This is a genomic window from Nocardiopsis nanhaiensis (assembly GCF_054778635.1).
In genome coordinates this window covers 1-18783 of record NZ_BAAGZJ010000006.1, presented here as the reverse complement: position 1 = coordinate 18783, position 18783 = coordinate 1, and the positions used below count along the sequence as shown (strand labels likewise).

The following is an 18783-nucleotide window of genomic DNA, read 5'->3' as shown; positions in this document are numbered from 1 at the left end:
GTCGCCGTCAACGGCCTCGGCGTGTGTTGAGCCGGGCGGCCCGGCGGGTCAGGTGGTCGCGCTCGGCGAGGTTGGGGGCCTTCCGGGCCGCCTCGGAGTACAGCCGTGCCGCCGTCGCCAGGTCGCCGTCGCGCTCGTGCAGGTGGGCCGCCACCGCCGCGTAGCGGGGCAGTGCTTCGTCCAGTTCCCCGAGCGCGGCCAGTCCGGCACGAGGGCCGTCGGCCTCGCCCACGGCCACAGCGCGGTTGAGGCGGACGATCGGGCTGTCGGTCAGGCGCGCGAGTTCGTCGTACCACTCGACGATCTGAACCCAGTCGGTCTCCTCGGCGGTGGGGGCGTCTGCGTGGAGCGCCGCGAGAGCGGCCTGGGCCTGGAACTCGCCCAGCCGGTCGCGGGCCAGGGCCGCCTGCAGGATGCCGACGCCCTCGGCGATCGACCCGGTGTCCCACTGGCGGCGGTCCTGCTCGGCGAGCGGCACCAGGCTGCCGTCGGGCGCGGTCCGGGCGTCGCGCCGTGCGTGGTGCAGGAGCATGAGGGCGAGCAGTCCCGCCACCTCGGGGTGGTCGATCACGGCCGCGAGCTTCCGGGTGAGCCGGATGGCCTCGGCTGCGAGGTCGACGTCGCCGGAGTAGCCCTCGTTGAAGACCAGGTAGAGGACGCGCAGGACGGTGGCGACGTCGCCGGGCCGGTCGAACCGCACACCGGAGACAGTGCGTTTGGCCCGGCTGATGCGCTGCGCCATGGTCGCTTCGGGCACCAGGTAGGCATGGGCGATCTGGCGGGTGGTCAGCCCGCCGACGGCGCGCAGTGTGAGCGCGACCGCGGAGGACGGTGTCAGCGACGGGTGGGCACACAGGAAGTAGAGCTGGAGCGTGTCGTCCAGCGCGGTGGCGGGCCCGGGCTCCGGCTCCTCCTCGACGAGGTCCTCTCGTCGGCGGCGGGCGGTCTCGGCGCGGGCCGCGTCGAGGAACCGGCGCCAGGCCACGGTGATCAGCCAGCCTTTGGGGGCCCTCGGCGGGTCGCCCGGCCAGGTCCGGACCGCCTCCACCAGCGCGTCCTGCACGGCGTCCTCGGCCGCCGCGAAATCTGCGCCGCGGCGGACGAGGATGCCGAGCACGCCCGGTGTGAGGCTCCGGAGCAGGACGTCGTCCATCTCAGGTCATTCCGTGATGGTGGGCGGCTCGGACAGGAACGGGCGCAGCTCGAGCCACTCGTAGAGCGGTTCCCCGCCCGCGCCGGGGGCTGCCGACAGCTCTCCGGCCAGCTCGAGAGCGCGCTTGTAGCTGTCGACGTCGATCACCATCCACCCGGCGATGAGGTCCTTGGTCTCGGCCAAGGGGCCGTCGGTGACCGGCGGGCGGCCTTCGCCGCCGTACCGGACGAACTGCCCTTCGGGGGCGAGCGCCTGGCTGTCGACGTACTCTCCGGTCTCCTCGAGCCGGTCCGCGAAGTCCTGCATGAACTGGACGTGGTCCGAGATCTCCTTGGGCGTCCACTGGTCCATGGGCACGTCGTTGCCCGGGGCCGGGGCGCCGCGGTAGTGCTTGAGCAGCAGGTACTTGGCCATGACGGTTCTCCTCGGTTCTGGTACGACCCATTGTGGTCGCGTTCACCCTGGGACGGAGCCCACCACGCGTTCTCGACGTCCGCGGGCATGGGTCCGTGTCCAGTGCCTGTGACCGCACGGAGCGATACGGAAAACCGGTTGCGGGGACCGTGCAACACCAGCACGATGGCGTGCGCGGAGCACACGATGGCCATCGCTTCCAGCCCCTGGGCCACCTCGCGAACGGAGAACTGCGTTGACACAGCACGTCCGGCCCCGGTCCGTCCGCGAACACCCGCTGCCCGATCCCGGCTCGGGCCCCTACGGCATCGCCGCCGGACCTGACGGTTCCCTGTGGACCACCCTGGTCCACGACGGCCGGATCGCCCACCTGACCCGCGACGGTTCCGCGGCCCTGTACTCGTTGGACTCGGGCACGTGCGGCCCTTCGATCATCACCGCGGGCCCCGACGGGGCGCTCTGGTTCACCCGCATGCGGGACAACCGGATCGGGCGCATCACCCTCGACGGCCAGGCGGACTCCTTCGCGCTGCCGAACGCGGACAGCACGCCCTTCGGGATCACGGTCGGGCCCGACGGGGCCCTGTGGTGCACCGAGATGAACACCGACCGCGTCGCGCGCATCACCGCGGACGGCGAGGTCACCGAATTCCCGCTACCGACACGAGGCGCGTTCCCCTCGTTCATCAGCCCGGGACCGGATGCGGGCCTCTACGTCACCCTCAACCAGGCCAACGCCATCGGCCGCGTGACCCTCGACGGGCAGGTCACCGTCCATCCGCTGCCGACCCCTGAGGCGGGCCCCGTCGGCGTCACCGCCGCGACGGACGGCGCGGTGTGGTTCGTGGAGATCCACGCGGGGCAGGTCGGCCGCATCACCGCCGACGGTGACATCCGAGAATTCCCCCTCCCGGACCGTGACGCGCACCCCCACGCGATCGCCGCCGACCCGGCGGGCGGATGCTGGTTCACCGAGTGGGGCGCGAACCGGGTCGGTCACATCACGGCGGAGGGCAGCATCGACCTGTTCGACCTGCCCGCGCACGCCAGCGAACCCCACGGGATCACACTCACCGACGACGGGGTCGTCTGGGTGGCCATGCAGTCCGGGAGCGTCGTCTCCCTGGAGCCGTGACCAAGGGCTGTAGGGACCAGGAGGCCGCAGGCCCGGGAATCCTGGCCCCGCGTGCCCGGGTCAGCTCCCGCCGGAGTTCGCCGGAGGTTCGGGAGCCGGGCCCGTGGAGTCGCGGATGACCAGGTGGGAGGGGAGGACCACTCGCTGGGGCGCCGGGTGCGCGGTGGACAGCGAGCCCTTGCGCAGCAGGAGTTCGACCGCCACCCTGCCCGCCTCGTCCTCCGGCCCCCCGAGGGTGGTCAGGGTGGGTACGCACAGGTCCGCGCCGAAGATGTCGTCGTAGCCGACCACGCTGACCCGTCCGGGCACGCCGACACCCCGTTCGGCGAGCCGGCGCAGGACGCCGATGGCGAGCAGGTCGTTGTGGGCCACTATGGCGGTCGCCCCGGAGACCAGGGCCGCGTCGGCCGCGGCCCCGCCCCCGCTGACCTTGGGTGGGAACGGGCCGAGCCGGGTGGCGGCGATTCCCCGCTCCTGCGCGGCGCCCTTCAGCGCCTTCCAGCGCTCGCTGGCCAGCCAGGACTGCTGGGGCCCGGAGAGGTAGACGATCGACCGGTGCCCCAGTGACGCCAGGTGTTCGACGATCTGCCAGCTCCCCGGCCCGCTGTCGACCACCACGCCGGGGAGGCCGTCGACCTGCCGGTTCACCAGGGCGAGGTTGTGGTTCTGGGCGACATCGACGGTGGTGTCGTCGCTCATGCGGCTGGCGGCCAGTACGAAACCGTCCACCGAGTGGTCCAGCCGCTCGATCTGGTTGCGCTCGTTGGCCGACGACTCCTCCGTGTTGCTGAGGATGAAGGTGACCCCGGCCTCGCTGGCGCGCCGCTCGGCCCCGCGGATGGTGCCGAAGAAGTGCGGGTTCGTGATGTCGGGGACCAGGAGGGCGATGGTCGCCTTGTGCCCGGACTGCAGGGCGGTGGCGAGCGGGTTCGGGCGGTATCCGAGCTGTTCGGCGACGCGCAGCACGTGTTCCCGGGTGGTGGCGTTCACCCGGCGGGGGTTGCTGAAGGTTCGGGAGACCGTCGAGGCCGCCACACCCGCTTCGGTGGCGACGTCGTAGATGGTCGTGCGCTTGGGAGTGTTCATCTCGGCCCATTTCTACCCTCGGATGACAACTTTTGGCAATCGCTTGCCATGTCATGGGCCGGAAATCTAGAGTTCACGAAAGTTTGATGCACGTCACACACACGGCCGCTGATCAGCGAAAAGCCGTGTCCTGCCGACTGGAGCCGACTGGGATGAGCAAGGCCCCCGACCCGCACGACACCGGGCCGCCGCCCGCCAAACCGGCGTTGATCCGCTGGCTGGAGAAAGCCGAACTCACCACGGGCGGCCTGCTGCTGGCGGTGATCTTCGTCCCCATGCTCGTCCAGGCCACCCAGCGGCACCTGCCGGTCGACGGGTGGGTCTGGACCGGCGAGCTCGCCAGGTTCGGCCTGGTGTGGCTGGCCTTCTCCCTGGCCGGATACCTGGTCGGCCGCGACGATCACATCACCCTGAAGCTCGTCGACCACATCGCCAGCGGCTGGGTCCTGCGCGCCGTCTGGATCCTGGCCAACCTCGTCATCGCCGCGGTGTCGATCGGCTTCGTGGTCGAGTCCGCCGAGCTCGTCTTCGGCGGTTCCCCGCAGACCACACCCGCCATGAACATCCCCATGTCCTGGACCTACGTCATCCCCATGGTCGGACTGTCGCTGGCAGCGCTGCGCGCCCTCGCGAACACGCTCCTGCCCGAACCCCCGGCCCTGGAATCCCGCCCTGAGGAGCGTGTCGAATGAGCGCCGCCCTGGTCGTCACCGGCATCCTCGTCCTGCTCCTGCTGCGTGTGCCCGTCGCCTTCGCGATCCTGGGACCGACCCTGCTCTACATGGTCGTGACCGACCAGTCGACGGGTCTGAGCCTGCGCACCGCCGCGCAGGAGGTCAACAGCTTCCCCCTGCTCGCCGTCCCGCTGTTCATCCTGCTTGGTGTCGTCGCCAACCACACGGGCATCGCGGACCGCATCTTCGCCTTCGCCCAGGTGCTGTTCGGCCGGGTCCGGGCGAGCCTGGGTTACGTGAACATCGGGGTGAGCGTCGGTTTCTCCTGGATCAGCGGCACCGCCCTGGCCGACGTGGCTGGTATGGGCAAGATGCTCGTCCCGGCCATGACGAGCCGCGGCTACCCGCGCAGGTTCGCCCTGGGCCTGACCGCCTCCTCCAGCCTCATCAGCCCGGTGATGCCACCGAGCATCCCCGCGATCGTGTACGCCTCAGTTGCCGCCGTGTCCACGGCGGCCCTGTTCGCCGCTGCGGTGGTGCCCGCGCTCCTCATTGCGGGCGGCCTCGCGCTGTACGTCTTCATCTGGAGCCGCCGACAGCCCCAGCTTGCTGGGCGCAAGGCCGCTCCGGGCGCGTTCCGCACCGCGGCGCTGCGCGTCATCGGGCCGTTGGGGGCACCCGTAGTCCTCCTCGGCGGCATCCTCAGCGGGTTCTTCACCCCCACGGAAGCAGCCGCGGTCGGAGTCGCCTATGTGACGGTCCTTGGCTTCTGCTACCGCCGCCTCACCCTGCGCTCCTTGTGGCGCATCGCGCTCGAGACCGCAACCACAGCCGCGTCGATCGCCATCATCCTGGCCGCATCGGGACTGCTCGGCTGGGTCCTCGCCCGGGAGCGGGTGCCGCAGGACATCGCCTCGTTCCTCTTGGGCTTCACCGAAAGCCCGGTGGTACTCCTGCTCCTGGTGAGCCTGGCACTCATCCTCGTCGGCACGGTCCTCGAGCCGATCGCCGCCCTGGTCATCACCGTCCCGGTCCTGCTGCCCATCGCACTGCAGTTCGGGATCGACCCGGTGCACTTCGGTGTGATCACCATCATCACTCTGATGCTCGGCCTGCTCACACCGCCCTTGGGCGGGGTGCTCTTCGTCCTGGGTTCGGCGACACGGACACCGATGCACGAGGTGTTCCGCGGCACCACGCCGTTCATGATCCCCCTGGTGGTGGTGCTCCTACTGCTGATCCTCGCCCCCGACCTCGTCCTCTTCCTCCCCGGATACCTCGGCCTGTAGCCGCGCCCGGACACCCGGGCCTCCAGCCACACCCCACCCGCGCACCATCCCCCAAGGAAGGTCCCAACATGAACACCGGAATCCGCATCGCGGCACTCGTCCCGGCCGCCGCTCTCGTCCTCACCGCCTGCGGCTCTGGCGGCGACGACAGCGACGGTCCCACCCTGACCTTCTCCAACAGCTACACCGACGACCACCCGCACACCCGCTGCGGCATCGACCTCGTCGCCGACCAGGTGGAGGACTCTGACGCCGGCTTCTCCGTCGACACCTTCCCCAACAGCCAGCTCGGCGACAACACCGAGACCTTCGCCTCGGTGATGTCCGGCGACATCGACATGGACGTTCAGGGGTCGGCCGCCCTGGGCTCGGCCTACGAGCCGATCGGGGTCTTCGACGCCGCCTACGCCTTCGACGACGCCGACCACATGTTCTCGTTCTTCGACTCGGAAGCTTCCGAGGACGTCAAGGAGGACTTCGAGGAGGCCACCGACACCAAGATCCTCGACATCTGGTACTTCGGCGACCGCCACTTCACCGCCAACGAGCCGATCACCGACCCGGGCGACCTCTCCGGCCTGCGCATGCGCTTCCCGGACTCGCCCATCTCCCTCGCCAACGCCGACGCGATGGGCGCGAGCCCCACCACGGTCGCCTTCGAGGAGGTCTACATGGCCCTCCAGCAGGGAACCGTCGACGGCCAGGAGAACCCGATCGCGACCATCGACGCCGACAACTACACCGAGGTGCAGTCCCACGTCAGCCTCACCGGGCACCAGGTCGGCTCGCAGATGATCGTGGTCTCCGGGCAGACCTGGGAGCAGCTCTCCGAGGCGCAGCAGGAGGTGCTGCAGGAGGCGGTCAGCGACGTCCGCGAGGAGAACCGCGCCTGCATGGAGGAAGCGGAGGAGGAGGTCCTCACCGAGTGGGAGGCCTCCGGCGCCATGGAGGTCGTCGAGGACGTGGACGTGGACGCCTTCCGCGACCAGTCCCACGCCCACTTCCTCGACACCCTCGAGGGCGAGGAGCTGGAGCTCTTCGAGGCCTTCCGCGAGGCCGAGTAGACCAGCCGGCGCGGTGGCGAGGGCCACCGCGCTCCCCTGGCGGCGTCCCCGTACGCGCGCCCACGAACGGAATCGGAGTTTGAAGGACATGCGGCGATCCATCGCCACGGTTTCGCTCAGCGGAACCCTGGAAGAGAAACTGAGAGCGGCCGCCCGGGTCGGCTTCGACGGTGTGGAGATCTTTGAGAACGACCTCATCGCCTCACCCATGGCACCGCGCGAGATCCGCGCGCTGACCGAGGAGCTCGGGCTGAGCATCGACCTCTACCAGCCCTTCCGGGACTTCGAGGGGGTCGACGACGCACGCCTGGCCGCCAACCTCCGCCGGGCCGAGGCCAAGTTCTCCCTCATGGTCGATCTCGGTGTGGACACCGTCCTGGTCTGCTCCAACGCCACCGCTGCGGCGGTCGACGACGACGGGCTGGCGGCCGCCCAGCTCCGCGCCCTCGCGGAGGCCGCCGAGCCGTACGGGGTGCGAATCGCCTACGAAGCCCTGGCCTGGGGGCGCCACGTCTCGACCTACGGGCACTCGTGGAAGCTCGTCGCCGAGGCTGACCACTCCTCCCTCGGAGTGTGCCTGGACAGCTTCCACATCCTGTCCCGGGGCGACGACCCCGCCGGGATCCGCGACATCCCCGGTGACCGGATCTTCTTCCTCCAGCTGGCCGACGCGCCGCGGATGGACATGAACGTCCTCCAGTGGAGCCGCCACCACCGCTGCTTCCCCGGTCAGGGCGGATTCGACCTGACCGCGTTCACCGACCACGTGATCGCGGCCGGCTACGAAGGGCCCCTCTCCCTGGAGGTGTTCAACGACATCTTCCGGGCGTCCGACCCCGACCGGACCGCCGCGGACGCCCTACGCTCCCTGACGGCCTTGGAGGACTCCGTGGCCCGGCTCCGGGAGCCCGCCGAGTCCGGTAGCGCCGGGACCCCGGGTTCCGATTCCGTGGCGCTCAACCGGCTGCCCGACCCGACGCACACCGAGGGTTTCGGGTTCGTCGAGGTCGCCGCGGCCGAACCCGCCGCGCGGCGTACCCGCGCGGTCCTGGCCGCCCTGGGCTTCGCGCACACCCGCGACCACCGCTCCAAACCCGTGGAACTGTGGGAGCACGGCCGGACGCGGATCCTCCTCAACGCCGCCGACCCGCACCTCGGACACACCTGGAGTGACGACGCCGCCGTTACCGCGCTGGGGATCCGCGTCGCCGAACCGGAGCGCGCCGCGGCGCGGGCCGAACAGCTGTCCGCCCCTCCCCTGCCGCGCAGGCGCGACCCCTCCGAAGCCAAGCTGCGCGCCGTCGCCGCCCCGGACGGGACCGCCGTCTTCCTGTGCCCGGCTGGCTCCTCCGAAGAGATGACCTGGTCCGAGGATTTCTCCGCCCCGGCGGTGGAGAACGCCCGCGAGGGCACGGCGACCCCCGTCACGGGCATCGACCACGTCGGGCTCCACCAGCCCTTCGACCACTTCGACGAGGCGTCCCTGTTCTACCAAGCGCTGTTCGGCCTCCACCCGTCGGAGAGCACGGACCTGGCCTCGCCCGACGGCCTGGTACGCAGCCGGGTGCTGACCCGCGAGGAGCCCGCGAGCGGTCCGCGGATCGCGCTGAACGTGTCGGTGCTCGGCCGCGGGTACCAGGCGGACGCCGCCGGAGGGGCTCAGCACATCGCGCTGAGCTGCGACGACATCGTCGCGGTGGCCGAGGCCATGGTCGCCGCCGGTGAGCCGCCGCTGCGCGTCACCGACAACTACTACGCCGACCTCGCCGCCAGGACGGACCTGTCCCCGGCACGGTGCGAACAGCTGCGGGGACTGGGGATCCTCCACGACAGGGACACGGCGGGCGAGTTCCTGCACCTCTATTCGCCGCTGCTGGAGGGCCGCCTGTTCTTCGAGGTCGTACAGCGGATCGGCGGATACGAGGGCTACGGGGCCGTCAACACCCCGGTCCGCATGGCGGCGCACCGGGCGGGGCGCACCGCATGACGATCAGTACGGGGAACGCCACGACGACCAGCAGGGGAAACGGTACGACCATGGGCACTTCGACGGGCGGGGACGAGAGGGCCTCGTTCCTGGTGGGGCTGATCGGTTCGGGCATCGGCCCCTCCCTGACGCCGCCCATGCACGAGAGGGAGGCGGCCGAACTGGGGCGGCGGTTGGTGTACCGCAGGATCGACATCGACGTGTTGAACCTGCCGCCGGAGGCCGTGGGCGAACTCGTGCGCTCGGCGCCGCACTACGGGTTCGACGGGCTCAACATCACCCACCCCTGCAAACAGCTCGTCCTGCCCTACTTGGACGACCTCACCCCGGACGCCGCGGCCCTGGGGGCGGTGAACACGGTGGTGTTCGACGGCCGCACCGCCGTCGGGCACAACACGGACTGGTCGGCCTTCGCCCGCTCACTCGAACTCGGCCTGCCCGGTGCGGGCAGGGACCGCGTGGTCCAGCTGGGCGCGGGCGGGGCCGGTGCGGCCGTCGCCCACGCTCTGCTGTCCTCGAAGGTGCGCGAGCTGGTGATCGCGGACGTGGACGGAGAGCGCGCCACCGCCCTGGCCCGGGACCTGGAGGCGCGCTTCCCCGGACAGCGCTGCCGCGCCTCCTCCACCACTGAGGTGGCCGAGCTCATCGCGGGCGCGGACGGACTGGTCAACGCGACCCCGATCGGGATGGCCCACCACCCGGGGATGCCGGTGGCGGCCGAACACCTGCGCCCGTCCTTGTGGGTGGCGGACATCGTCTACCGTCCGCTGCGCACCGAGCTCCTCACCGAGGCGGAGCGGATCGGCTGCGCGACCCTGAGCGGCGGCGGCATGGCGGTGTTCCAGGCGGCCCAGGCGTTCGAGCTCATCACGGGTCTCGCACCGGACCACGACCGCATGGTGGCCCACTTCGGCTCGCTCGGGTAGACCGGGCGGCTATCCCTGAGGTGCCTTGTGGTGCCGTGCGCGGCGCCAGCGTTCACCCACCTGGACGATGGTGCCGCGCACGACCCGCATGAAGTGGGCGAGTTCGGCCATCCGCGCCCCGGCGGGGGTCCCCGGACCCAGCAGGTGCGCACCGCGCCGGGCTCCGTCCTCCCAGGGGGAGAAGAGCTCCTCGCGCCGGGCGAACGTCTCCGCCCAGTCCCCGCTGAACCGGTAGAGTTCCCGCCGCTGGCCCGGCAACCGTTCCCGCCGGACGAGGGAGAAGGCCTCCAGGAAGCGCACCGCTTTGGAGACCGCTCCGGGGCTCACCGCGAGTCTCACGCACAGCTCGTGCGCGTTCAGGGCCCCGGCGTCGGTGACCAGCAGGTGCGCGAGGACGCGGGCGGGCATGCGCGGTGTACCGGAGAGCATGATGACGCCCGCGAAGCCCTCGGCGAACTCGCGCACCCGTCCCGTGTCGGTCTCTGTGTCGGCCGGGGCGGTCCGCGGAGTGGCGTGTGCGGACCGGTGGAGATCGTTCCGTCCCCTGCGGGCACGCCGGTGCGTTTCCTGCTGCGCGCGATCGGGCGCATAGCCCGCGCGCCCGCCGTTGCGCGCCACCTCCCGGCTGACGGTGGAGGTAGGTCGGCCGATATCCCGCGCGATGGCGGCATAGCCTTCTCGACCGCGTAGACCGGCCGCGATGCGTTCGCGCTCCCTCCCGGTCAGCCTTGCTCCCGGCATACGGCACCTCCCTCGAGGGTCCATTGCAATGAGTATGGATGACAGACGATAGTCATTGCAATGCTCTGCCGCGCGCAACAGGTGGCACAACTCTAGTATGCCGCTCTCATTCGGACTTGATGCCGGTTTCGCTTTCCTATGGCTCGGACTCACCGTTGGCAGAGTGTTCACGGATAAGGAAATAGATCCTAGCGTTCAGGACATGACCCTTCACAGCCAAGAGCCGCAGACAGTCCCCGTAGTGATCATCGGAGCGGGCCCGGTCGGCCTGAGCCTGGCGCTGGGCCTGGCCCGGCACGGGGTCCGCTCGGTGCTGCTGGAACGCGAGCGGACGACCAGCGAGCGCTCCAAGGCCCCTGCCCTGCACCTGCGTACCCGCGAGATCCTGCGGCAGTGGGGGGTGGAACACGTCCTTCGGGAGGCCGGAACCCTCTTGGAGACGATGCCGGTGTACACGGCCTCCGGGCGCCGAATGCTGGAGTTCGACTTCACCCGACTGGCCGGGGAGGCCGAACGGCCCGGGATCCTCTTCCTGGAACAGGGCAGTACCGAGCGCCTGCTCCTCGAAGCGCTGCGGGCCACCGGGTACTGCGACATTCGCTTCGGCGCCGACGTCACCTCGGTGGAACCCGAAACGGACAGCACCGCCGTCACCTACACCGGTGAGGGGGTGAGCAGCGTCGTGCACGCACGCTACGCAGTGGGCTGCGACGGGGCGGGCAGCATGGTCCGCGCCTCCCTCGGGCTCTCCTTCGACGGCGCCACTCTGCCGGTGCGGGCCACGCTCGCCGACGTGCATGTGGCGGACGAGCGCGACAGCCTGCCGTGGCCGCGCAACCACAACGGGGCGCGGGGCTTCACCGGGGCGCAGCGCTTGGCACCCGGGCACTGGCGCCTGGTCAGGGTGGAGTCGCAGGGAACCTCCCCGGGCAGGACGGCGAAGGGCGGCCGCACACGGGCCGAGACCGGGGACGGGGACGTCACCGAGCAGGAGGTGGACGGCTGGGTACGCGAAGTGCTGGGTCCGGGCCCCGCACCGGTGATCTGGGCTAGCCGCTTCCAGTTCCAGCGGCGCTCCGCGCCGCGCTACCGCGTGGGGCGGGTCCTGCTCGCCGGGGACGCGGCCCACGTCTTCCCGCCGGTCATGGGCCAGGGCATGAACGCCGGGATCCAGGACGCGCACAACCTCGCGTGGAAGCTCGCCGCCGCGCTGAACGGCGGGGACGCCGAGCCCCTGCTCGCCTCCTACGACGAGGAGCGCCGTCACGCCGTGGGCGCCGTCTCCCGGTACGTCGAGCGCCGCGCGCGGCTGGGGGTCCAGGCACCCCGGGCCGTGCGCTCCGCGATGTTGGCGGTGATGCGGCTCGCGCTGGCCGTGCCCGCAGCACGCAACCGGAGCCTGCGCAGCCTCGCCATGCTCGACCGCGGGTACGCCGCCTCACCGCTGCTGGACCCGGCCGAACGCGCTGCCGGGGTGCGGCTGCCCGACCCCGAACTCCGCGGAGCGGAGGGTGAGCGCCTCCGGTTGCACGGCGCACTGCCCGCCGGAGCCGCGCTCCTGCACCTCGACGACCAAGAAGTGCCGACCGGGAATACCGCCCGGCTCGCGGAGACCGAGGGGCTGCCGGTCCTGCACGTCGGCCCGGGCGGTTACCGTGACCCCTCCGGAACCCTGCGCGGGCTGCTCGGCGCGCGGCAGGGGTGGATCCTGGTCCGGCCGGACCGCCACGTGGCCTGGGCCCGCACCGCCTCCGAAGGGCTGGCCCCCGCCGCCCGCCGAGCCCTCGGCCGTTCCGGCGTGCACCCCGGCCCCCACACGACTGCTTGACCAAGATCGACCGTGTGGAGCCCCGGACCGCTGTGGGCCCTACCGCTCGGATGCCTCGGTGACCGGTTGCCTGAGGAGGGTGCGCAGCTTCTCGGGTGCGGTCTTGCGGAAGTCGCTGAAGTAGACCTCGTGGTGCCTGCCGACCATGCGCAGGCCGTTCTCGGGGACGAACTCGTGGTGCAACCGCGCCAGGACAGGGGCTTCGTCGTCGAAGGAGCCGACGTGCAGCGTCTGCACGCACCGCCCCTCGGACAGGTTCTCCAGGCGGACGTCGTCGAGGCGCGTCGGCCGGTTCTTCGCGCCCGCCTGCTCGACGGCGGCGTCGACCATGCCCGCCTCGATCCAGTCCGGGACCATGAGCATCAGGGTCCAGGACCACCGGGACTTGTCGCGCTCGGTGGTGAAAGAGTCCATGTCTTCGGCCCACCACAGGCCTTCCAAGGGCGGAACGACGTAGTCGAGCCCGAGGTCCCGCTTGCTGGCGAACTTCAGCTTGTACGCCACCGGGTAGAGCGCCTGAACGGCACCGGTGAAGGCCGGCGAACGGTTGGGGTCGCCGTGCCCGTCGACCATCTGGTACCGCATGTCGGGCACGTCCACGATCCGGAACCGGCCCCGTCGCGCCCGGTAGGCGTCGAGGGTCTTCTTGAAGTCGGTCTTGGCGGTGTTGTCGGCCATCGGGCACCTGGGCTCGGGACGCGAGCCACTGCCTTTCCGCCTCTAGGAGGCTCAGTGGGTACGGGGACACCTCACGTACCGGTAGCGGACAGGGTGCCTGCACCTGCCGCGCCGACCGTACCGCGACGATACGGGCTTGACTTCCCCCACTACCTCAAACGAGAGAGATTCCGACCAGACCGGAGTCTGGTGGCGCTGACCGAATCCCTGCGACAGCTGGTTCCTGCTTCTGCGACACGGCAACCCATAGGTCTCCCTCCCCTACTGGCAGGCTCCGCCATGCTCGCGCAACGGAGCAGGCGGCGCTCGCGTTCGGCCTCCGTGCGGGTGGGGAAGGTGCGGTCGAACAATCCGCCCTCGGAGGTGGCCCCGTCGGTGTTCCACACCGCACAACACACCTCCCGCTAGTCCTGGATCGGACCGTAGCCGGGGGATGTGACATTTCCGGGCGAGGGAGGCTATCCCCCTGCAGGACGAATCTGCGCCGCCAAGAACCGGATCAATCCCTACCAGGCAGCTCCGCTGAGCCCGCGCGTACTCCGGCTCTGAGAGCAGGGGCAGGTTGGCAAGGCCGACTAGCAGCGGCCCCGGCACACGCCCCAGGCTCCATCGCGCACCAGCAACCCGGCCTATCCCCTCCCGCCGGCGGACGATCGACGCAGACAAGCACGTAACCGCAACTTTTCACGCCCGAAGGCTTGACGTTACTTGTGAGCTGGTGCACTCTCGCATGTGACGCACAGCGTTCGAATTGTACGCATAGCGTGCACAGATGCTGTGAGCAGGACACGTAGGTCCCGGCAAGAAACCACGGGAACCCACCACTTTCCCCTCTGAGCGCGAGTGCGGGCGACGAAGAAGTCGCGACTCCGCGCAGCATTCGGACCAATCGCTTGCTCGAGGGCGTCCCTGACAGCTAGGAGGCCCAGACCAGCTGGCGCCCAGTCCCACGAAAGGTTCGGCAAGTATGACGTCCAGCAGTGCGCCACCCACTTCGGCGGCCGGTAAAGGGACGGGGGCGGCCGCCTCACCGTTGAAGCGGGCCGCGCTACTCGTTTTCGGGCCAGCGGTGGCGACGGCACTCTTCTTGGCACTACCCAGCGGTCTCGCACTGGAGGCCAGGGCTGTGGCTGCCATCGCAGGACTGATGGCGACCTGGTGGGTCACGGAGGCGATCCCGATCCCGGTGACATCGATGCTTCCGCTCGTGCTCTTCCCGCTGTTCGGCGTCGCCGAGATCGGTCCGGCAGCCGCTCCCTACGCCAACGAGGTGATCTTCCTCGTACTCGGCGGGGTTCTGCTCGGCCTCGCGACGCAGCGGTGGAACCTGCACCGGAGGATCGCGTTGGTGACCGTGCTCATGGTCGGCACCAAACCGAGCCAGATCGTGTTCGGCCTGATGCTGGCCAGCGCGTTCCTTTCGATGTGGGTCAGCAACACCGCCACGGCGGTGATCATGGTGCCCATCGGCGCTGCCATTCTCAGCCTGGTCCGTTCACTCGGCGAGGAGTACGCGACACCGAAGTTCACCGCGGCGGTTCTACTCGGTATCGCTTACGCGGTGACTGTGGGGTCCGCGGCGACGCTCATCGGTCAGCCGCCGATGGCGATGATGCGTGCCTACCTCCAAGAAGGCCACGACATCACCATCGGGTTCGGGCAGTGGATGCTGGTCGGTGTGCCTTTCGCCGCGATCATGCTGCTGCTGATCTGGGTCGTGCTGACCAAGATCGTCTTCCGTTCCGAGGTCGCGGAAATCCCAGGCGGACGCAGCCTGATCCAGGAGGAGCTGGCGAAGCTCGGCAGGGTCACCGTCGAGGAACGACGCGTGATCTACGTCTTCGGGAGCGCGGTGTTCTGCTGGCTCGTTCTCCCGCTGATCGCGGCGATCCCGGCCGCGGCCCAAGCTGTGCCTCTGCTGGGCAGGCTCGACGACACGAGCATCGCGATCCTCGCCGCAGCCGTGTTGTTCGCGATCCCGAGCTCCCGCGGCAACGGTGAAGCACTTCTGGACTGGTCCGCGACCCGTGAAGTCCCCTGGGGTGTGCTTCTACTCTTCGGCGGTGGACTCACACTCTCCGCCCAGTTCACCGAGACGGGACTGAGCGACTGGATCGGCTCCGGGGTCAGCGGGCTCTCCCACCTGCACCCGGTCGTCATTCTCCTGGCCGCTGCCGCACTCCTCATCCTGCTCACCGAGCTGACCAGCAACACGGCCATGGCAGCCGCCTTCCTCCCCATCATGGGTGCGGTGGCCGTCGGCGTCGGAATGAGTCCGCTGCTCATGACGGTCATGGTGACCTTTGCGATCAGCAGCGCCTTCATGTTGCCCGTAGCCACTCCCTCGAACGCAGTTGCGTTCGCCTCGGGCGAGCTTCCCATCCGTGCCATGGTCCGAGGGGGTTTCCTGCTCAACGTCGTCGGCCTCGCCGTACTGATGGGCGTGCTCTGCACTTTGGTCCCGCTGGTGTTCGGCGAGTCACCGTTCTAGTGCCGCGTCAGTCGGGGTTTGCCCGTTACGGAGCGGCGTTCAGGATGGTGCATCGCAAGGCGGCGGAGAGTCCTCCTAGTGGTTCCTAAGTGGGCTTTTCGCCAATGCAGCGAGGTGTCGTGCTGAGCGTCGCGACGGGGTGAACCTTGGCTGACGCGGCACCAGCATGCGCGAACGCTCAGCGGCGCCGGACCTTCTGCACGTGACGCTGATCCAGTCCGTCCTGCACCTACTGCGGAGCGAGTTCCCCGCAGTGCGCGAGGACGACTGGCCTGGCGGCCAAACCGCTCACATTAATGACGGGAACACCCCTAGACCAAGCATGAATCTGGTGTTAACTTCATGGCCTGCATCACGGTGATGCGGGTTTGGCGGGGTTTCGATGACCGGACACCACATGCTCGGGCGACTCCAGACACGGCTCACGGCGCGGGGCAGAGGCCGATGAGCCGTCAGCAGCGCATCTACTACATTCTCGAGACCATCGAGGAATCGGGGACGATATCCATCACCGATATCGTCAATACCCTCGGTGTTTCAGAGGCGACCGCACGGCGCGACCTCGACCACTTGGCTGCGGACAACCTGATCGAGCGCCGCCACGGCGGCGCTCGGCGCCGATCCGTTTCCTATTCTCTGGCGCTTCGCGGCGAAACACAGCAGCACCGGCGGTCGAAGGAGCTCATCGCCGAATACGCGCTGTCGACTTTCGCACCGGGTCAAGCGATAGGCCTCTCCGGAGGCACCACGACCTACGCGATCGCCGATGCCCTTGGCAGGCGGGATGACCTGCACAGCGAGTTGACGGTGGTCACGAATTCGGTGGAGATCTCCAGGCGCCTGGCCGTTCACCCGGAAATATCGATTCTGGTCACCGGCGGCCGACTGAACAGCAAGAGTTACGAGCTCGTCGGCACGTTCGCCGAACTGATACTGAAGAGCCTGTGGCTGGACAGGTCGTTCATCGGGGTGAACTCCTTCTCCGCGGAGATCGGCGCCGGAACCGTGAACGAGAACGAAGCCAGCATCAACAGGCTCATGGCCCAGCGGTCCGGCCGGGCTGCCGTCGTCGCGGACTCCTCGAAATACGACCAACGGTCCTTCGGCATTATCGGGAAGGCCGACATCTTCCAGTCCGTCATCACCGACGACCGGCTACCCCGCAGTGCCCGAGAGGCCATGGAGGCCGCTGGTTACGCGGTCCACACCGTGAAGGACCAGGAACACCCCTACCTGGACTGACCGAACCGGAAACCCCACGAGCAGATCGAGCCGGAGCCCCCAAGGAGGACCCCCCCCGTGATCCGTCCCCCCAGCCGCCGCGACCTCTTCCGGACCGGAGCCGCGGCCGGTGCCGCCACCGGTCTCGCGGTCACCGCCCAACCCGCATCCGCCGACGACGCACCCCCGCGTGCCGACAATGAGTCCACGATGACCGACGTCCCCTTCGAACCCCACGACGAGGTCCGGCTCGGAATCATCGGGCTCGGCAACCGTGGCACCGGCATGTTCGAGCGGTTCCTGGAGATCGACGGGGTCCGTGCGACCGCCGTGTGCGACCTCGAACAGGACCGGGCCGAGAGCGCCGCCGACGCCGCGGAGGCGGCAGGCGGCGAACGCCCGGCGGTCCATGCCGGTTCCGCCGATGCCTGGAAGGAGCTGACCGCGCGCGAGGACGTCGACCTGTGCTTCATCGCGACGCCTTGGGAGCTGCACCACCCCCAGGCCAAGGACGCGATGGAGAACGGCATGCACGCCGCGGTGGAACTGCCCATCGCCGTCACGCTGGACGACATCTGGGACTTGGTGCGCACGTCCGAGCGCACCCGCAAGCACTGCATGCTGATGGAGAACGTCAACTACGGCCAGGAGGAGCTCCGTATCCTCATGATGGCCAAGGAAGGGCTCTTCGGGGACCTACTGCACGGGTCCGGCGGATATGTCCACGACCTTCGCGACCCCTACCTGTTCCACGGCGCCTACCACCCGGAGGACTGGCGCCGCGCTTGGCAGACCAGGATGAACGCGAGCCACTACCCGATGCACGGCATGGCTCCGATCACCGCCGCCATGGACATCAACCGGGGTGACCGCCTGGACCAGTTGGTGTCGTTCTCCTCCCCCGCGCTGGCCCTGACCGAGTACCGCGAGGAGAACCTGGACTCCGACCACCCCGCCTGGGAAGACGACTACATCTCCGGGGACCGCAACACCTGTCTGGTCAGCACCGCCCTGGGGAGGATGATCCGGGTCGAACACGACGTGAACACGCCGCACCCCTATTCCCGGGCCAACACCCTCGCCGGGACACGTGGGGTGTGGATGAGCGACCCGCAGCGGATCTGCCTGGAGTCCCTCGGCCACGACGACCACCAATGGCGAGACTTCGACGACTCCTACGAGGAGTACGACCACTGGCTCTGGAAGGAGATCGGTGATGAGGGCGGGGGCCACGGCGGAATGGACTACATCCTCCAGTGGCGGACCATCCAGCTGATGCGTCTGGGGCTCACTCCCGACATCGACGTCTACGATTCGGCTTCGCTGTCCGCGGTGGTGCCGCTGTCGGAGCTCTCCCTCAAGCGAGGCGGCACCGTGCGAGTGCCCGACTTCACCCGAGGCCACTGGAAGGACGCCCGCCCGGGGTTGGAACGGGAAAAGCCCGAGGACCCCGAGTTGGACTGACCAGATCCGCACCGTGCCCGCTGGCCCCGCACTCCACGAAGTGCGGAGGCCGGGGCGGCACGGTCGCGGCGACGCCGTCGAAGCCGCAGACCAGGGCATCCGTGTCGGGAAGGGCGTCCAGCGTTGCCTCCTCCTCGGTCCGGACTGCCCCGGTGCGGCACCGAAGGCCACATGCGCCACTGCGGCGTGGAACCCGTACTCGAGGCGCCAGGACTGGTAGGGACCTCGACGCGCACGACCTCGCCCGCTCCGTTCCGGTAGGAGACCACCGCGAGTACCTGGTTCGATAGGGACTCCTCCGCAGGTCACCGGCGACCTAGCGGGAGAGGGCTGGAGCACTCCACACGTCACCCTGAACAACGGGGTGGAGATGCCAGCCCTCGGATTCGGTGTCTTCCAGACTCCGCCGGACCAGACCTTCGCGGCAGTGGATCCGGCCCGTGGTATTTCGTGAGGATCCCCTTACCCGACTCGTTCTACCTACTTTTCAACACTCATTTTTGCAGGCTCTTCCCAGATGAAGGTGTAGGTCGGCCGGGCGCGTCGGTCCGCAGATAGACGTCGAGGTCTCCCGACGATGGAGGTTCCTACGCCATCCATCCGAAAGACCTCGACGTGCCCGACGCTACCCC

At 69.3% G+C, this 18783-nt stretch carries 15 protein-coding genes; 10 read left to right on the top strand and 5 right to left on the bottom strand.

Features of this window, described 5'->3' with window-relative positions; genetic code table 11:
* Positions 1-7: 7 nt before the first annotated feature.
* Together ACYVD1_RS04205 and ACYVD1_RS04200 are read right to left on the bottom strand one after the other, a co-directional pair.
* On the bottom strand, positions 8-1153 hold the full coding sequence (locus tag ACYVD1_RS04205; RefSeq protein ID WP_460767987.1) for an RNA polymerase sigma factor: 1146 nt from the start codon (positions 1151-1153) through the stop codon (positions 8-10).
* A 6-nt stretch (positions 1154-1159) separates the two neighbouring features.
* Complete coding sequence (locus ACYVD1_RS04200; RefSeq protein ID WP_460767984.1) at positions 1160-1567, bottom strand: YciI family protein; 408 nt, start codon at positions 1565-1567, stop codon at positions 1160-1162.
* 235 nt (positions 1568-1802) lie between these two features.
* On the opposite strand from ACYVD1_RS04200, the gene ACYVD1_RS04195 reads away from it, so the two are divergent.
* Entirely contained in the window at positions 1803-2702 is a 900-nt protein-coding gene (locus tag ACYVD1_RS04195; RefSeq protein WP_460767981.1) for a Vgb family protein, read from the top strand.
* Positions 2703-2762: 60 nt separating this feature from the next.
* Here the strand turns inward: ACYVD1_RS04195 and ACYVD1_RS04190 are convergent, their stop codons facing one another.
* Entirely contained in the window at positions 2763-3788 is a 1026-nt protein-coding gene (locus tag ACYVD1_RS04190) for a LacI family DNA-binding transcriptional regulator (protein ID WP_460767978.1), read from the bottom strand.
* A gap of 152 nt (positions 3789-3940) precedes the next feature.
* Here ACYVD1_RS04190 and ACYVD1_RS04185 point away from each other — a divergent pair, with 152 nt between their 5' ends.
* The 5 genes from ACYVD1_RS04185 to ACYVD1_RS04165 all read left to right on the top strand — a co-directional run bounded on the left by ACYVD1_RS04185 (position 3941) and on the right by ACYVD1_RS04165 (position 9728).
* Positions 3941-4480 (top strand): TRAP transporter small permease, encoded by a 540-nt coding sequence (locus ACYVD1_RS04185; RefSeq protein WP_460767975.1) that lies wholly within the window; start codon positions 3941-3943, stop codon positions 4478-4480.
* Positions 4477-5751 carry a TRAP transporter large permease gene (locus ACYVD1_RS04180; RefSeq protein ID WP_460767972.1) on the top strand — a complete coding sequence of 425 codons (1275 nt, stop codon included), beginning with the start codon at positions 4477-4479 and terminating at the stop codon, positions 5749-5751. The genes ACYVD1_RS04185 and ACYVD1_RS04180 overlap by 4 nt, the downstream gene beginning before the upstream one ends.
* A 68-nt stretch (positions 5752-5819) precedes the next feature.
* Positions 5820-6815, top strand: a complete 996-nt coding sequence (locus ACYVD1_RS04175) for a DctP family TRAP transporter solute-binding subunit (protein WP_460767969.1) — start codon at positions 5820-5822, stop codon at positions 6813-6815.
* Between the two features lie 88 nt (positions 6816-6903).
* Positions 6904-8802, top strand: coding sequence for a TIM barrel protein (locus ACYVD1_RS04170; RefSeq protein ID WP_460767966.1), 1899 nt, complete (start codon positions 6904-6906; stop codon positions 8800-8802).
* A 50-nt stretch (positions 8803-8852) separates the two neighbouring features.
* On the top strand, positions 8853-9728 hold the full coding sequence (locus ACYVD1_RS04165; protein WP_460767963.1) for a shikimate dehydrogenase: 876 nt from the start codon (positions 8853-8855) through the stop codon (positions 9726-9728).
* 9 nt (positions 9729-9737) lie between these two features.
* On the opposite strand, the gene ACYVD1_RS04160 is transcribed toward ACYVD1_RS04165, so the two are convergent.
* Complete coding sequence (locus ACYVD1_RS04160; protein WP_460767960.1) at positions 9738-10469, bottom strand: GbsR/MarR family transcriptional regulator; 732 nt, start codon at positions 10467-10469, stop codon at positions 9738-9740.
* A 202-nt stretch (positions 10470-10671) separates the two neighbouring features.
* Between ACYVD1_RS04160 and ACYVD1_RS04155 the strand changes: the two genes are divergently transcribed.
* Entirely contained in the window at positions 10672-12297 is a 1626-nt protein-coding gene (locus ACYVD1_RS04155) for an FAD-dependent monooxygenase (RefSeq protein ID WP_460767957.1), read from the top strand.
* A 39-nt stretch (positions 12298-12336) separates the two neighbouring features.
* Here ACYVD1_RS04155 and ACYVD1_RS04150 read toward each other — a convergent pair whose 3' ends face one another.
* Positions 12337-12975, bottom strand: coding sequence for a GyrI-like domain-containing protein (locus ACYVD1_RS04150; protein ID WP_460767954.1), 639 nt, complete (start codon positions 12973-12975; stop codon positions 12337-12339).
* Positions 12976-13942: 967 nt separating this feature from the next.
* On the opposite strand from ACYVD1_RS04150, the gene ACYVD1_RS04145 reads away from it, so the two are divergent.
* The 3 genes from ACYVD1_RS04145 to ACYVD1_RS04135 all read left to right on the top strand — a co-directional run bounded on the left by ACYVD1_RS04145 (position 13943) and on the right by ACYVD1_RS04135 (position 18151).
* A complete protein-coding gene (locus ACYVD1_RS04145; protein ID WP_460767951.1) occupies positions 13943-15466 on the top strand; it encodes an SLC13 family permease in 1524 nt (507 codons plus the stop codon).
* A gap of 444 nt (positions 15467-15910) precedes the next feature.
* Positions 15911-16708 (top strand): DeoR/GlpR family DNA-binding transcription regulator, encoded by a 798-nt coding sequence (locus tag ACYVD1_RS04140; RefSeq protein WP_460767948.1) that lies wholly within the window; start codon positions 15911-15913, stop codon positions 16706-16708.
* A gap of 57 nt (positions 16709-16765) precedes the next feature.
* Positions 16766-18151 carry a Gfo/Idh/MocA family protein gene (locus ACYVD1_RS04135; protein WP_460767945.1) on the top strand — a complete coding sequence of 462 codons (1386 nt, stop codon included), beginning with the start codon at positions 16766-16768 and terminating at the stop codon, positions 18149-18151.
* The last annotated feature ends 632 nt before the right edge of the window (positions 18152-18783 follow it).